Origin of the sequence: Pseudomonas sp. efr-133-TYG-23 (assembly GCF_030209215.1) — a bacterium.
Lineage (GTDB): Bacteria > Pseudomonadota > Gammaproteobacteria > Pseudomonadales > Pseudomonadaceae > Aquipseudomonas > Aquipseudomonas rhodesiae.
This window is the reverse complement of record NZ_JARVSL010000005.1, coordinates 1-14,495: the sequence shown is the minus strand read 5'-3', so window position 1 is coordinate 14,495 and position 14,495 is coordinate 1. Positions and strand designations below refer to the sequence as shown.

The window sequence follows — 14,495 nt, the reverse complement described above, 5'->3', positions numbered from 1 at the left end:
GTGGCGGTCAGCGCCGCTGTCGGGCGCTGTGTTCTTCGTAGGCCCGGCTGAATTCGCGGCCGAACAGGTCCTGGAAATCCTCCTGGGCCTCACGGGAAATATTGCTGTAAAGCTCGGTGAACTGCTGCCAGTACTGGGCCTGGCGCGAACCGCTGAAAATACCCGAGAGCCCGCCGGGCTTGCCCATGCGCTCTTCGAGTTGCGCCGGTTCGAAGCGCTTGAGCAGGTGTTTGATCGCCGCTTCTACACCCGCCATCACCGCCAACTGGTGGGCGCGCAGGTCGTCGAAACTTTCCCGCACGGCGACATCCGGCGCCATAAACGCTTGGTTGCCGTGACGCAGCAACAGCAGTAACGCTTCATCGGCATTCGGTGCGAATTTCAACGGATTGTTTTCAGCCGGCTGGATCATGGTCTGCTGCATGCGGAACTCGCCCTTGAGGCTGGCCCGGGCGCGCAGGACATCGATCAGACCTTCGACCATCAGCCGGTAGCTGCGGCCGATGCTTTCCATCTGCGCGCAAGCGTCGGCCTTGTCCAGGCGCAGCTGGTCCAGGCCAGCGCCACGAAGGAAGGCTTGCAGCAGGTCCGGCTGCCCGGCGCTGGCCACCGGCGGTGCTACGTCGGGCGCAGGGGCGGACGGAGTCAGCGGCGGTGACGGCGGTGGCGGTGATGGCATCGGTGCCGGTGCCGGCGCGCTGATAATCGGCGGCGGCGCGTCGCTGAGCAGGTCCCAGTCTTCGGGGATCACCGAAGCGGACACCAGCGGCGGTTCGGCCACCGGCATACTGACCGGCGTCGGCGGGCGGAAATCGTGTTGTTCGCTGGGGACGTGGTCGGCCACGGTGGGCGGCGGCACGGCGGTGGGGCTGAGGAAGTCAAACAGGTCCGGCAGCGTGTCCATCGACGAGGCGCCCTGGAACTGCGGCGCGATCACCGGGGTCGGCATGGGCGCAGGCACCGAGGGGCTGGCGACGGCCCCCATCAGCGCTTCGAAGCTGTTCGGCGACTCACCGGCAAAGGGTTGGCTTTCAACCGCTTGCACGCTGAAATCAATGCGTGCCTGGATTTCGTAGTCGCCGATGCGGATCAGCTCGCCGTCCTGCAGAGGTTCGCTATTGCCACGGCGCATACGAATACCGGCGTTAACCAACTCCACACCGTTTGTACTGTTATCGGTTAAATAATAACGGCCGTCTTTGTATTGAATAACGCAATGTTGGGACGACACGAGGCGCTCGGGATCAGGCAATACCCAGTCATTATCCGAGCTGCGGCCGATCGCCATCGAGCCCTGATTCATGGACTTTTCGGGACATTGCCCGGGGGTAATCTTGTGATAACTAGTGATAGTCAAACACAGCGACATCTTGCCTCCTTGCTGATACTTCGCGCGCGGTCGATTCCCGGGCCGAACATTGCCGGGAAATCCCCATCAGGTCGTGCAATCGACCCTTCACAACCCGCAGTTGCCAGCATGATCGCTGATCTTAACTGGGCCGCATGACAAAAATCCTGCCTCGGTACGTGCTTCGACCCATCAGTCGTACAGGTTGTTAAGCACCGCACATCTGTCACAGAGGGCGAATAGCTTACCTTGACAAGGCATAAGTACTACACCAAAAATGCACAACTTCTTGAACACCAGTGATGGCACATTAATAGCAGTGTGCTTATATGACCAAGAAAACATGCAAAGTTCCTCGCGCAACTAATGCATGAATTGCCCGGCATTTAACGGGCCGATAGGGAGATCGATTTCAGTGGATGTGCCTTTGCTGCTCGCCGCCGTTTCCGCGAACTCGCCATGTGGCGAAGACATGGAATATGACGCGGATTTTCTCCAGCTAGAGCGTGATGCCAAGGGCCAACCCGAGCGCAGCATGGGCGATGCCATTCTGCCCGCCGAACCGCCGGAATGGCGCAGCATCCAGCAGCAGAGCCTCGACTTGCTGCAGCGCAGCAAAGACCTGCGCATCACCCATTTTCTATTGCAAAGTTCCCTGGCCCTGCAGGGCGTGGCCGGTCTGGCCGAAGTCCTCACGCTGATCGACGCACTGCTGCGCGAATACTGGGCCGACTTGCACCCGCGCCTGGACGCCGACGACGATAACGACCCCACCGTGCGCATCAATGCACTGGCCGGCCTGACCAGCGACGCGACCATTCGCCTGCTGCGCGAAAGCATCCTCACGCGCTCGCGCACCTTCGGCCCCGTGAGCCTGCGCGCCGCGCTCAATGCCAGCGGGCTGATGCACTTTCCGGATGAACAACTGGGCGCCCAGCAGCTCAACGCGGCGTTCCTCGACAGCGACCCCGACCACCTGCAAGCCACCCGCGACGCCTTGAGCACCGCGCGGGCAGCCTGCGAAGCCATTGAACAACAGGTCAACGAACAAGTCGGTTCCGCCCAGGGCGTGGACCTGAGCGCATTGAAGCAGCCACTCAAGCAAGCGCTGCAAGTCCTCAATCAGGCGGTACCCGGTACCGACAGCAGCAGCGAACCCGAGGCCGTCAGTGAAGACAATGCCCCCTCGGTCGACTTCGCCCCTGCCCCAGCGGCGCCACGCCCGGTTGGCGATATCGCCAACCGCGACGACGTGCTGCGCAGCCTCGACAAAATCCTTGCGTATTACACCCGGCACGAGCCTTCGAGCCCGCTGCCGGTGTTGTTGAACCGGGCCAAAAATCTGGTTCATGCCGATTTCGAAGCGATCGTGCGCAACCTGATCCCCGACGGCATGTCCCAATTTGAAAACCTGCGCGGCCCGGACGGCGAGTAAGCCGCCCGGCTGTGCAGTAACAACACCGTCGCTCAAGCGACCAGGAGCAGCAACGTGGCGAAGCAAAGTTCTCAGAAATTCATCGCGCGCAACCGCGCGCCTCGAGTGCAGATCGAGTACGACGTCGAGCTCTACGGCGCCGAGAAAAAGGTCCAGCTGCCCTTCGTGATGGGTGTGATGGCCGACCTCGCCGGCAAGCCTGCCGAGCCGCTGGCGCCCGTGGCCGACCGCAAGTTCCTTGAAGTGGATGTCGACAACTTCGACTCGCGCCTCAAGGCCATGCAGCCGCGCGTGGCATTCCATGTGCCGAACGAACTGACCGGCGAAGGCAACCTGAGCCTGGACATGACCTTCGAAAGCATGGACGACTTCAGCCCGGCCGCCGTGGCCCGCAAGGTCGATGCGCTGAACCAGTTGCTCGAAGCCCGCACCCAGCTGGCCAACCTGCTGACCTACATGGACGGCAAGACCGGCGCTGAAGAAATCATCATGAAGGCAATCAAGGACCCGGCACTGCTTCAGGCACTTGCCAGCGCGCCGAAGCCTGCAGGGGATCAGTAATCATGACCGACAACACCGCACGCGAAGGCGTCCAGAGCCTGGGCGCCACTGAAGAAACCAGCGAATTCGCATCCTTGCTGATGCAGGAATTCAAGCCCAAGACCGAACGTGCCCGCGAAGCCGTGGAAACCGCCGTGCGCACCTTGGCCGAACAAGCCCTGGCGCAGACCGATCTGGTGTCCAACGACGCGATCAAGTCGATCGAATCGATCATCGCTGCCATCGACGCCAAGTTGACCGCCCAGGTCAACCAGATCATCCACCACCCGGACTTCCAGCAGCTGGAAAGCGCCTGGCGTGGCCTGCACTACTTGGTCAACAACACCGAGACCGATGAGCAGCTCAAGATCCGTGTGCTCAATATCTCCAAGCCGGACCTGCACAAGACCCTGAAGAAATTCAAGGGCACCGCGTGGGACCAGAGCCCGATCTTCAAGAAGATGTACGAAGAAGAATACGGCCAGTTCGGCGGCGAGCCGTACGGCTGCCTGGTGGGCGACTACTACTTCGACCAGTCGCCACCGGACGTCGAACTGCTGGGCGAGTTGTCGAAAGTCTGCGCCGCCATGCACTCCCCCTTCATCGCTGCGGCATCGCCGACCGTGATGGGCATGGGCTCGTGGCAGGAACTGTCGAACCCGCGCGACCTGACCAAGATCTTCACCACCCCGGAATACGCCGGCTGGCGTTCGTTGCGTGAATCGGAAGACTCGCGCTACATCGGCCTGACCATGCCGCGCTTCCTGGCGCGCCTGCCGTATGGCGCCAAGACCGATCCGGTGGAAGCCTTCGCGTTCGAAGAAAACACCGACGGCGCCGACAGCTCCAAGTACACCTGGGCCAACGCCGCTTACGCGATGGCGGTGAACATCAACCGTTCGTTCAAACACTACGGCTGGTGCTCGCGCATCCGTGGCGTGGAGTCCGGCGGTGAAGTGGAAAACCTGCCGGCCCACACGTTCCCTACCGACGATGGTGGCGTGGACATGAAGTGCCCGACCGAGATCGCTATCAGCGACCGTCGCGAAGCGGAGCTGGCGAAGAACGGTTTCATGCCGCTGCTGCACAAGAAAAACACCGATTTCGCTGCCTTCATCGGCGCGCAATCGTTGCAGAAACCCGCCGAATACGACGATCCGGACGCCACCGCCAACGCCAACCTGGCCGCGCGCCTGCCGTACCTGTTCGCCACCTGCCGTTTCGCCCACTACTTGAAGTGCATCGTGCGCGACAAGATCGGTTCCTTCAAAGAGAAGGACGAGATGCAGCGCTGGTTGCAGGACTGGATCCTCAACTACGTGGACGGCGATCCGGCGCACTCCACCGAAACCACCAAGGCCCAGCACCCGTTGGCGGCCGCCGAGGTGATCGTGGAAGAAGTGGAAGGCAACCCGGGTTACTACAACTCCAAGTTCTACCTGCGCCCGCACTACCAGCTCGAAGGGCTGACCGTGTCGTTGCGTCTGGTGTCGAAGCTGCCTTCGGCGAAAAGCGCCTAAACCACAGATGAGCCGGCTCTCGTGTAGGAGGGGGTGTGCCCCCTCTCACACAAAAGCACTGCCCATTTGGAGTGACTCAAATATCAGTGGCAAGCGCCACACAGGGAGAAAACATGGCTGTTGATATTTTCATCAAGATCGGCGACATCAAGGGCGAGTCCATGGACAAAGCCCACAAAGACGAAATCGACGTGCTGAACTGGAGCTGGGGCATGTCCCAGTCCGGCAACATGCACGTTGGCGGTGGCGGCGGTGCGGGCAAGGTGAACATCCAGGACCTGTCGCTGACCAAGTACGTCGACAAAGCGTCGCCTAACCTGATGATGCTGTGCGCCAGCGGCAAGCACATCGACAAGGTCAAGCTGACCGTGCGCAAAGCCGGTGGTGAAAGCCAGGTCGAGTACATGGTGATCAACCTGGAAGAAGTGTTGGTGACGTCGCTGAGCACCGGCGGTTCGGGCACCGATGACCGTCTGACCGAGAACGTCACCCTGAACTTCGCCCAAGTGATGGTGGACTACCAGCCGCAGAAAGCCGACGGCACCAAAGACGGCGGCGCGGTCAAGTTTGGCTGGAACATCCGTTCCAACACCAAGCGCTGATAGCCCTGGTGCCGTGGCCCTGCGCCACGGCACTACGGTCTCAAGCGCAGCCTCTTGTTCCTCTCGCAATCCGTCCGTGGAGCTGCTTTGGTGGTAACTGAAATCGCTTCCCGCGACCGTCTGCAACCGTCCCTGTTGGACCGGTTGACCGACGAAGACCCAACCAATCCCAAGGAAAGCGCCGACAAACGCGTGCTGTCCCTGACCCAATTGAAAGCCTCGGTGCTGCGTGACCTGGCGTGGCTGCTCAATACCACGTCGTTGCTTGATGCCGATGCGACGCTGCACACCCCGGCCGGTACGTCGGTGATCAATTACGGCCTGCCGGCGCTGGCGGGCAACAGCGTGTCCAGCGTGGACATCAAAGCGCTGGAGGCCCTGATCTATCAGGCCATCGCCACCTTCGAGCCGCGCATCCTGCGCCACACCCTGCGCGTCAAAGCCCGGGTCGGCCACGGCGAGATGAACCACAACGCCTTGAGCTTCGAGATCGAAGGCGACCTGTGGGCACAGCCGGTGCCGTTGCGCCTGCTGCTGCAAACCGACCTGGACCTGGAATCCGGCCATGTGCGCGTGGTCAACGCTGACCAACGGAGGCGCTTATGAACCCGCGCCTGCTGGAGCTGTACAACCAGGAACTGCACCACGTGCGCGAAAGCGCCGCCGAGTTCGCCAAGGAATACCCGAAGATCGCCAGTCGGCTGACCCTGTCCGGTATGGACTGCGCCGACCCGTACGTCGAACGCCTGCTCGAAGGCTTTGCCTACCTGACCGCCCGCGTGCAGCTCAAGCTCGACGCCGAGTACCCGACCTTCACCCACAATTTGCTGGAAATCGCCTACCCGCATTACCTGGCGCCGACGCCGTCGATGACCGTGGTGCAATTGCAGACCGACCCCGACGAAGGTTCGCTGGTCGGCGGTTTCCCGTTGCCGCGCGACACCGTCCTGCGCGCCGCCCTCGGCCGCGAGACCCAAACCTGCTGCGAGTACCGCACCGCGCACCCGGTGACGCTGTGGCCGCTGCAGGTGAGCAATGCCGAGTACTTCGGCAACCCGGCCACCGTACTCGGGCGCCTGGCCGCCAGCGAACCGAAGGCCAAGGCCGGCCTGCGCCTGACCCTGCGCACCGGCGCCGAGCTGCCATTCAACAGCCTCGATCTGGACAGCCTGCCGCTGTACCTCAGCGGCGCCGACGAGCAACCGTTCCGCCTTTACGAGCAACTGCTGGGCAACGCCTGCGCGGTGTTCGCGCGCAAGCCCGGTGGCGATTGGGTCGAGCGCCTACCGCAAGACGCACTGCGTTCACGCGGGTTCGACGACGCGGACGCGGCCATGCCGGTAGTGGCGCGGGCGTTCCAGGGTTATCGGTTGTTGCAGGAATACTTCGCCCTGCCCCAGCGGTTCCTGTTCGTGGAGTTCGCCGAGCTGAGCCGGGCGGTCAAGCGCTGCGACGGCCAGGAGCTGGAATTGATCGTGCTGTTCGACCGTCACGAGCCGAGCCTGGAAGGCAGTGTCGGCGCGGCGCAGTTCCTGCCGTTCTGCACCCCGGCGATCAACCTGTTCCCCAAACGCCTGGACCGTATTCACCTGTCCGACCGCGTCAATGAACACCATGTGATCGCCGACCGCACCCGGCCGATGGATTTCGAGGTGCATTCCCTCACCGGCCTGACCGGCCATGGCACCGGACCGGAGCAGCCGTTTCTGCCGTTCTACGCGGTGCGCGACCCGTCGCGCTACGGGCGGGACAAGGCCTACTACACGGTGCGCCGCGAGCCTCGCGTGCTGTCCAGCGACCAACGCCGCAACGGCCCGCGCTCCACCTACGTGGGCAGCGAAACCTTTGTGAGCCTGGTGGACAGCCAGCAAGCGCCGTACCGTCACGACCTGCGCCAACTCGGCGTAACCGCCCTGTGCACCAACCGCGATCTGCCGCTGTTCATGAGCGTGGGCAATGGCAAGACCGACTTCACCCTGGCCGACAGCGCCCCGGTGCTGGCCGTGCGCTGCGTAGCCGGCCCGAGCCGCCCGCGCGCCAGCCATGCCCATGACGCCAAGGCTTGGCGCCTGATCAGCCAGCTGTCGCTCAATTACCTGTCCCTGAGCGAACAGGGCCAGGGCGCCGGCGCCTTGCGCGAGCTGCTGCGGCTGTATGGCGACAGCAACGATGCCGCGCTGCAATTGCAGATCGAGGGTTTGCGCGAAGTCAGCAGTAAAGCCGTGACCCGGCGCCTGCCGATGCCCGGCCCGATCGTGTTTGGCCGGGGCCTGGAAATCACCTTGGAATTCGATGAAAACGCGTTTCGCGGCACCGGCGTGTTCCTGCTCGGTGCGGTGTTGGAACGCTTCCTGGCACGTTACGTGTCGATCAACAGCTTTACCGAGACGGTGATCCGTACCACCGAACGCGGCGAGATCATGCGATGGAAAGCCAAGCCCGGACGTCGTCCGACCCTGTGAGTACCCTGGAAGCGATGCACCAGGAGCCCTGGGAATACGATTTCTTCCAGGCCCTGCGGCGCATCGAATGCGAGTCGCCGCAGCTGCCGCGCCTGGGCCATTCCCTGCGCCTGGCGGACGACCCGTTGCGCCTCGGGCAACAGGCCGACTGCACGTTCGCCCCGGCCACCCTGGCGTCGCTGGAGCCTGGCGGTGACGGCCGGCCGGCGCGGCTGGAGCAGTTCTTCTTCGGCCTGGGCGGCCCCAACGGCCCGCTGCCGTTGCACATCACCGAATACGTGCGCGAGCGTCAACGCAACAACGCCGACAGCACCAGCAAACAGTTTCTGGACGTGTTCCACCACCGTCTGCTCAGCCTGTTCTACCGAGCCTGGGCCGAGGCGCGGCCGACGGTCAGCCACGACCGCCCCGACGATGACTACTGGTCCGCGCGCCTCGCCGCGTTGAGCGGTCGCGGCATGCCGAGCCTGCTCAACCAGGGGCTGATTCCCGACACGGCCAAGCTGCATTACAGCGGCCACCTGTCGGCACAGACCCGCTATCCGGACGGTCTCAAAGCCATCCTCAGCGAGTACTTCGGCCTGCCGGTAGAGATCGAGGAATACGTCGGCCAATGGCTCGAACTGCCCGAACGCAGCCGCGTGGGCGTCAACGCCAACCGGCTGGGCGTGGACCTGTGCCTGGGCAGCCATGTGTGGGACCGCCAGCATAAATTCCGTATCCGCCTGGGCCCGCTCACGCTCGATGACTACATGGGCATGCTGCCCGGCCACCAGCCGTTCAACGAACTGGTGGCGTGGGTAGCCGAGTATCTGGGCCACGAATTGGACTGGGACTTGAACCTGGTCCTGCAACAACCCGAAGTACCGGCGCTGCGGCTTAACGGCCAGTTTCGCCTGGGCTTCAACACGTGGCTCGGCCAACCTGCGCACGACGCCAACGACCTAATCCTGGCCCGGCATTACGCCGATCAAGCCACCACCTCAAGGAATCCAGAGCATGGGTGAAATCAGTCGCGCCGCACTGTTCGGCAAACTCAACAGCGTGGCCTACAAAGCCATCGAAGCCGCCACCGTGTTCTGCAAGTTGCGGGGCAATCCTTACGTGGAACTGGCCCACTGGTTCCACCAGTTGCTGCAACTGCAGGACTCGGACCTGCACCGCATCATCCGCCAGTTCAACGTCGAGCCGGCGCGCCTGGCCCGCGACCTGACCGAAGCCTTGGACCGTCTGCCGCGCGGCTCGACTTCCATCACCGACCTGTCGTCCCACGTAGAAGAAGCAGTGGAACGTGGCTGGGTCTACGGCAGCCTGATGTTCGGCGAAAGCCAGGTGCGCACCGGTTATCTGGTGCTGGGCATTCTCAAGACCCCGAGCCTGCGCCATGCGTTGTTGGGCTTGTCCGGCGAGTTCGACAAGATCAAGGCCGAGGCCCTGAGCGAGCGTTTTGACGAATACGTCGGCGACTCGCCGGAAAACGCCTTGACCGCCAGCGACGGTTTCAACGCCGGCGCCGTTCCGGGCGAAGCCAGCGGCGCCATGGCGCCCAGCGCAATGGGCAAGCAGGAAGCCCTCAAGCGCTTCACTGTGGACCTGACCGAACAGGCGCGCAGCGGCAAGCTCGACCCGATCGTGGGGCGTGACGAAGAGATCCGCCAATTGGTCGACATCCTCATGCGTCGGCGCCAGAACAACCCGATCCTCACCGGTGAAGCCGGGGTGGGTAAAACCGCCGTGGTCGAAGGGTTTGCCCTGCGCATCGTCGCCGGCGATGTGCCGCCGTCGCTCAAGGATGTGGAACTGCGCAGCCTGGATGTGGGCTTGCTGCAAGCCGGCGCCAGCATGAAAGGCGAGTTCGAACAGCGCCTGCGCCAGGTGATTGAAGACGTGCAGGCTTCGCCCAAGCCGATCATCCTGTTTATCGACGAAGCCCATACGCTGGTGGGCGCTGGTGGCGCCGCCGGCACCGGCGATGCGGCCAACCTGCTCAAGCCTGCGCTGGCCCGCGGCACCCTGCGCACCGTGGCCGCCACCACCTGGGCCGAGTACAAGAAGCACATCGAGAAAGACCCGGCCCTGACCCGCCGCTTCCAAGTGGTGCAAGTGGCCGAGCCCTCCGAAGACAAAGCCCTGCTGATGATGCGCGGCGTGGCCTCGACCATGGAACAGCACCACCAGGTGCAGATCCTTGACGAAGCCCTGGAAGCCTCAGTGAAGCTGTCGCACCGCTACATTCCGGCGCGCCAGTTGCCGGACAAATCCGTGAGCCTGCTGGATACCGCCTGCGCCCGTGTCGCCATCAGCCTGCACGCGGTGCCGGCCGAAGTGGACGACAGCCGCCGTCGCATCGAGGCCCTGGAAACCGAGCTGCAGATCATTGCCCGCGAGCATGCCATTGGCATTGACACCGGCGCGCGCCAGAGCAACAGCGAAGCCCTGTTGGCCGCCGAACGCGAGCGCCTGGCCACCCTCGAAAGCCGTTGGGCCGAAGAGAAAGCCCTGGTGGACGAGCTGCTCGCAACCCGTGCCACCCTGCGCGAAAAGGCCGGGGTGGTGGACAGTGGCAACGACGAATTACGCACTCAATTGGTCGACCTGCAACAACGCCTCACCGCCCTGCAAGGCGAAACCCCGCTGATCCTGCCGACCGTGGATTACCAGGCCGTGGCCTCGGTGGTCGCCGACTGGACCGGCATCCCGGTGGGCCGTATGGCGCGCAACGAATTGGAAACCGTGCTGAACCTGGATCAGCACCTGAAAAAACGCATCATCGGCCAGGACCATGCCTTGCAGATGATCGCCAAGCGCATCCAGACCTCTCGCGCCGGCCTCGACAACCCGAGCAAGCCGATCGGTGTATTCATGCTGGCCGGCACCTCCGGCGTGGGCAAGACCGAAACCGCCCTGGCCCTGGCCGAAGCCATGTATGGCGGTGAGCAGAACGTAATCACCATCAACATGAGCGAGTTCCAGGAAGCCCACACCGTGTCGACCCTCAAGGGCGCGCCACCAGGCTACATCGGCTACGGCGAGGGCGGTGTGCTGACCGAAGCGGTACGGCGCAAGCCCTACAGCGTGGTGCTGCTGGACGAGGTGGAAAAAGCCCACCCGGACGTGCACGAGATTTTCTTCCAAGTGTTCGACAAAGGCGTAATGGAAGACGGCGAAGGCCGGGTGATCGACTTCAAGAACACCTTGATTCTGCTGACCACCAACGCCGGCACCGAGCTGATTTCCCAGGTCTGCAAAGACCCGGCGAACATCCCCGAGCCCGAGGAGATTGCCAAGGCCCTGCGCCAGCCGCTGCTGGAGATCTTCCCACCGGCCCTGCTCGGCCGCCTGGTGACGATCCCTTACTACCCGCTGAGCGACGAGATGCTCAAGGCGATCACCCGCTTGCAGCTCAACCGCATCAAAAAACGTGTGGAGAACACCCACAAAGTCGCCTTCGACTACGACGACGCGGTGGTCGACCTGATCGTCTCGCGTTGCACCGAAACCGAAAGCGGCGGACGCATGATCGACACCATCCTTACCAACAGCCTGCTGCCGGACATGAGCCGTGAATTCCTCACGCGCATGCTTGAGGGCAAGGCACTGGCGGGTGTGCGGATCAGCAGTCGGGATAATGAGCTGCACTACGACTTCAACGACGCCGAATAACGACTGTTGAAATAAGGTTTAAATGTGGGAGGGGGCTTGCCCCCGATAGCGGTGAATCAGTCACTGCATGCATCAACTGACACACTGCTATCGGGGGCAAGCCCCCTCCCACATTTGGACTGGGTTCCTTCAGTTATTGGGGTACTTCGATGCTATTCAACCAAGCCTCACGCCTGGCCAAGATCACCAGCCCCCTCGGGCCGGATGTGCTGCTGCTCAATGAAATGGGCGGTGGTGAAGAGCTGGGGCGCCTGTTCAATTACGAGCTGCAACTGACGTCCCTGGACGCCAACATCGACCTCAACCAGTTGCTCGGCAAACCCATGAGCGTCGGCCTGCAATTGGCGGACGGCGGCGAGCGGCACTTCCACGGCATCGTCGCGCGGTGCAGCCAGAACATTGATCAAGGCCAGTTCGCAAGTTACCAAGTGACGCTGCGCCCGTGGTTCTGGCTGCTCACGCGCACCTCGGACTGCCGGATTTTCCAGAACCTGAGCATCCCGCAGATCATCAAGCAGGTGTTCCGCGACCTGGGCTTTTCCGACTTCGAAGACGCCCTTAGCCGGCCGTATCGCGAGTGGGAATACTGCGTGCAGTACCGCGAAACCAGCTTCGATTTCGTCAGCCGTTTGATGGAACAGGAAGGCATCTACTACTTCTTCCGCCATGAGCAGGACCGCCATGTGCTGGTACTGGCCGATGCCTATGGCGCCCACACCACCGTGCCGGGCTACGCGTCGGTGCCGTACTACCCCAAGGATGAGCAACAGCGCGAACGCGACCATATGCACAACTGGCATTTGGCGCAGGAGGTGCAGCCGGGCTCCCTGGAACTCAACGACTACGACTTCCAGCGCCCCAGCGCCAGCATCGACGTGCGCTCGGCCATGCCGCGCCCACATACCGCCGGCGACTACCCGCTCTACGACTACCCCGGCACCTATGTGCAAAGCGAAGACGGCGAGCACTACGCGCGTACCCGCATCGAAGCGCTGCAAACCCTGCACGAACAGATCGAGTTTGCCGGCAATGCACGCGGCCTGGGTTCGGGCCATCTGTTCAGCCTCACCGGCTTCAGCCGCCAGGACCAGAATCGCGAATACCTGATCGTTGGCATCCGCTACTACATCGTCCAGGAAAACCTCGAAAGCGGCGGCGGTTCGGCCTCGGCGCAGTTCGAAAGCAGCCTGACCTGCATCGACGCCCAGCAAAGCTTCCGCCCGTTGGCCACCACTCACCGGCCCATCGTCAAAGGCCCGCAGACCGCGCTGGTGGTCGGCCCCAAAGGCGAGGAAATCTGGACCGACCAGTACGGCCGCGTAAAGGTGCATTTCTATTGGGACCGTCACGACCAATCCAACGAAAACAGCTCGTGCTGGATTCGTGTGTCGCAGTCCTGGGCCGGCAAGAACTGGGGCTCGATGCAGATTCCGCGGATCGGCCAGGAAGTGATTGTGAGCTTTTTGGAAGGCGACCCGGACCGACCGATCATCACCGGACGGGTGTACAACGCCGAGCAGACCGTGCCCTACGACCTGCCCGAGAACGCAACCCAGAGCGGCATGAAAAGCCGCTCCAGCAAGGGCGGCACGCCGGCCAACTTCAATGAAATCCGCATGGAGGACAAGAAGGGCCTGGAGCAGTTGTATATCCATGCCGAGCGCAATCAGGACATCGTGGTGGAGGTGGATGAGAGCCACTCCGTCGGGCACGACCGCAACAAGAGTATTGGCCACAACGAGACGGTCACCATCGGCAACAACCGCCTGCGCATCGTCAAGCAGGAAGACATCCTCTCGGTGGGCCAGCGCAAGACCGACAGCATCAGCCAGAGCTATGTGATCGAGGTGGGCGAAAACCTGCGCCTGGTCTGCGGCGAAAGCATCCTGGAGTTGAATGCCAGCGGGCAGATCAACCTCACCGGCGTAAACATCAGCTTCTATGCCAGCGGCGATGCCGAGATCAATACCAAAGGCGTGCTGCACCTCAATAACGGCGGCGGCCCTGGCGCCACGCCCGATGGACAGGGCCAGAAAACCAGCATCGACGCCAATATCAAAGCCGCGTTCCCCGCGCCGAAAAGCTCCTGACGAGACCCGTTTGCCATGACGTACCGAATCAACGAATTCCAGTTCCAACTGCCGGCGAGCGAGCTGCAGGATGCGACGATCAACATCCTCAAATTCCCTGAGCTGGGCACATCCCTGATCGTCAGCCGCAGCCAGCTGGCCGACGGCGAAACCCTGCACAGCAACTTCAACGACCAGCTCCAGCGCCTGGAAAAACAGGTGCAGGATCTGCGCTATCAACCGGGCGTGGACGTGCGCTTGGGCGCCGCGCAGGAAGTGGAAGGCATCGAGCTGCGCAGCCAGTTCAACAAGGGCAACGACAAGGTGTTCCAATACCAGCTGGCGCTGGTGATACCGGGCACGCGCAAGATGCTCGCCTTGAGTTATGTGAAGGCCGAGAAGCTTGGGGAGGCCGAAGCGGCGCATTGGGCGCTGATCAAGAACTCGCTGTCGTTCGACGCCATTTCCTGATGAGCTGCCTGCATGTCTGACGCGCTTTGGGCGGCCCGCATGGGCGATGCACTCTCTCACACTTCGATGATGGCCGACATCCTCGGCGGGGTGCTGGAAGTGGCGGCCAACATCGCGATCACGGCGGTGGCGACGGCGGCGGTGGTTGCCGCCACTGGGATTACCGTGGCCACTGGCGGGCTCGGTTGCTTCCTGTTGGGCGCCGTGGTGGGCACGGTTGTCGGCCTGGCCATGAGCAAGACCGGCGCGGACAAAGGCTTATCGAATTTATGCGAGAGCTTCAGCAACGCCCTGTTTCCGCCCACGGTGCAGGCGAACATCCTCACCGGTTCCACCAACACCCTGACCAATAACATTCCGGCCGCTCGCGCCGCCGGGGCGATCA

The 14,495-nt window shown here is 62.7% G+C and carries 12 protein-coding genes; 11 read left to right on the top strand and 1 reads right to left on the bottom strand.

All coding sequences use genetic code 11. The features are described from left to right. Nucleotides 1-7 precede the first annotated feature (7 nt). Complete coding sequence (gene tagH, locus QRN41_RS02610; RefSeq protein WP_285421133.1) at nt 8-1,369, bottom strand: type VI secretion system-associated FHA domain protein TagH; 1,362 nt, start codon at nt 1,367-1,369, stop codon at nt 8-10. Between the two features lie 394 nt (nt 1,370-1,763). On the opposite strand from tagH, the gene tssA reads away from it, so the two are divergent. From tssA to QRN41_RS02555, 11 genes are all read left to right on the top strand, one after another. Beyond that, a complete protein-coding gene (gene tssA, locus QRN41_RS02605) occupies nt 1,764-2,783 on the top strand; it encodes a type VI secretion system protein TssA (RefSeq protein WP_285421132.1) in 1,020 nt (339 codons plus the stop codon). 54 nt (nt 2,784-2,837) lie between these two features. After that, complete coding sequence (gene tssB, locus QRN41_RS02600; protein WP_034101506.1) at nt 2,838-3,344, top strand: type VI secretion system contractile sheath small subunit; 507 nt, start codon at nt 2,838-2,840, stop codon at nt 3,342-3,344. A 2-nt stretch (nt 3,345-3,346) separates the two neighbouring features. After that, the gene (tssC, locus tag QRN41_RS02595) at nt 3,347-4,843 is read left to right on the top strand and encodes a type VI secretion system contractile sheath large subunit (protein ID WP_034101507.1); all 1,497 of its coding nucleotides are present in this window, start codon (nt 3,347-3,349) and stop codon (nt 4,841-4,843) included. Between the two features lie 113 nt (nt 4,844-4,956). Then, a complete protein-coding gene (locus tag QRN41_RS02590; RefSeq protein WP_017526783.1) occupies nt 4,957-5,445 on the top strand; it encodes an Hcp family type VI secretion system effector in 489 nt (162 codons plus the stop codon). A 90-nt stretch (nt 5,446-5,535) separates the two neighbouring features. Beyond that, nucleotides 5,536-6,051 (top strand): type VI secretion system baseplate subunit TssE, encoded by a 516-nt coding sequence (tssE, locus tag QRN41_RS02585; RefSeq protein WP_034101768.1) that lies wholly within the window; start codon nt 5,536-5,538, stop codon nt 6,049-6,051. Continuing rightward, nucleotides 6,048-7,907, top strand: coding sequence for a type VI secretion system baseplate subunit TssF (gene tssF, locus QRN41_RS02580; RefSeq protein ID WP_034101508.1), 1,860 nt, complete (start codon nt 6,048-6,050; stop codon nt 7,905-7,907). Before tssE ends, tssF begins: the two co-directional genes overlap by 4 nt. Further along, complete coding sequence (gene tssG / locus QRN41_RS02575; protein WP_034101509.1) at nt 7,871-8,914, top strand: type VI secretion system baseplate subunit TssG; 1,044 nt, start codon at nt 7,871-7,873, stop codon at nt 8,912-8,914. Before tssF ends, tssG begins: the two co-directional genes overlap by 37 nt. Further along, complete coding sequence (gene tssH / locus QRN41_RS02570) at nt 8,907-11,570, top strand: type VI secretion system ATPase TssH (protein WP_034101510.1); 2,664 nt, start codon at nt 8,907-8,909, stop codon at nt 11,568-11,570. Before tssG ends, tssH begins: the two co-directional genes overlap by 8 nt. Nucleotides 11,571-11,719: 149 nt before the next feature. Beyond that, nucleotides 11,720-13,660 (top strand): type VI secretion system Vgr family protein, encoded by a 1,941-nt coding sequence (locus QRN41_RS02565; protein WP_034101511.1) that lies wholly within the window; start codon nt 11,720-11,722, stop codon nt 13,658-13,660. A 15-nt stretch (nt 13,661-13,675) separates the two neighbouring features. Continuing rightward, nucleotides 13,676-14,110, top strand: coding sequence for a DcrB-related protein (locus tag QRN41_RS02560; protein ID WP_034101512.1), 435 nt, complete (start codon nt 13,676-13,678; stop codon nt 14,108-14,110). A 12-nt stretch (nt 14,111-14,122) separates the two neighbouring features. Then, the coding region (locus QRN41_RS02555; RefSeq protein ID WP_285421131.1) for a hypothetical protein at nt 14,123-14,495 on the top strand (373 nt) is incomplete at its 3' end.

What these genes read in the sequence shown, in the direction of transcription:
- QRN41_RS02560 (WP_034101512.1), top strand. Translation starts at nt 13,676, where the DNA reads ATGACGTACCGAATCAACGAATTCCAGTTCCAACTGCCGGCGAGCGAG.
- tssH (WP_034101510.1), top strand. Translation starts at nt 8,907, where the DNA reads ATGGGTGAAATCAGTCGCGCCGCACTGTTCGGCAAACTCAACAGCGTG.
- QRN41_RS02590 (WP_017526783.1), top strand. Translation starts at nt 4,957, where the DNA reads ATGGCTGTTGATATTTTCATCAAGATCGGCGACATCAAGGGCGAGTCC.
- tssG (WP_034101509.1), top strand. Translation starts at nt 7,871, where the DNA reads ATGGAAAGCCAAGCCCGGACGTCGTCCGACCCTGTGAGTACCCTGGAA.
- tssF (WP_034101508.1), top strand. Translation starts at nt 6,048, where the DNA reads ATGAACCCGCGCCTGCTGGAGCTGTACAACCAGGAACTGCACCACGTG.
- tagH (WP_285421133.1), bottom strand. Translation starts at nt 1,369, where the DNA reads ATGTCGCTGTGTTTGACTATCACTAGTTATCACAAGATTACCCCCGGG.
- tssC (WP_034101507.1), top strand. Translation starts at nt 3,347, where the DNA reads ATGACCGACAACACCGCACGCGAAGGCGTCCAGAGCCTGGGCGCCACT.
- QRN41_RS02565 (WP_034101511.1), top strand. Translation starts at nt 11,720, where the DNA reads ATGCTATTCAACCAAGCCTCACGCCTGGCCAAGATCACCAGCCCCCTC.